Origin of the sequence: uncultured Nonlabens sp. (assembly GCF_947495285.1) — a bacterium.
Classification (GTDB): Bacteria; Bacteroidota; Bacteroidia; order Flavobacteriales; family Flavobacteriaceae; genus Nonlabens.
In genome coordinates this window covers 1-205 of the sequence record NZ_CANLXZ010000121.1, presented here as the reverse complement: position 1 = coordinate 205, position 205 = coordinate 1, and the positions used below count along the sequence as shown (strand labels likewise).

The window sequence follows — 205 nt, the reverse complement described above, 5'->3', positions numbered from 1 at the left end:
GGATTTTCTTTAATTGCTTGCAACACTTTCTTTGCAGTATATTTCTTGAAATCTCTCAGTAATTCTGATGGTTGATCAATAGATGATCTAAATATTAAATGCACATGACTAGGCATGAAACAGTAAGGATATAATTCCATTGATTTATGCTTTCTACAATATTCTATACTACTGGCTAACTCATTAAAATAAACATGTCTCGTAA

The 205-nt window shown here is 29.8% G+C and carries 1 protein-coding gene; it reads right to left on the bottom strand.

The annotated features are described in order from the left end of the window. On the bottom strand, nucleotides 1-205 hold a 205-nt coding region (locus Q0838_RS14345), incomplete at both ends, for a transposase (protein ID WP_298956586.1).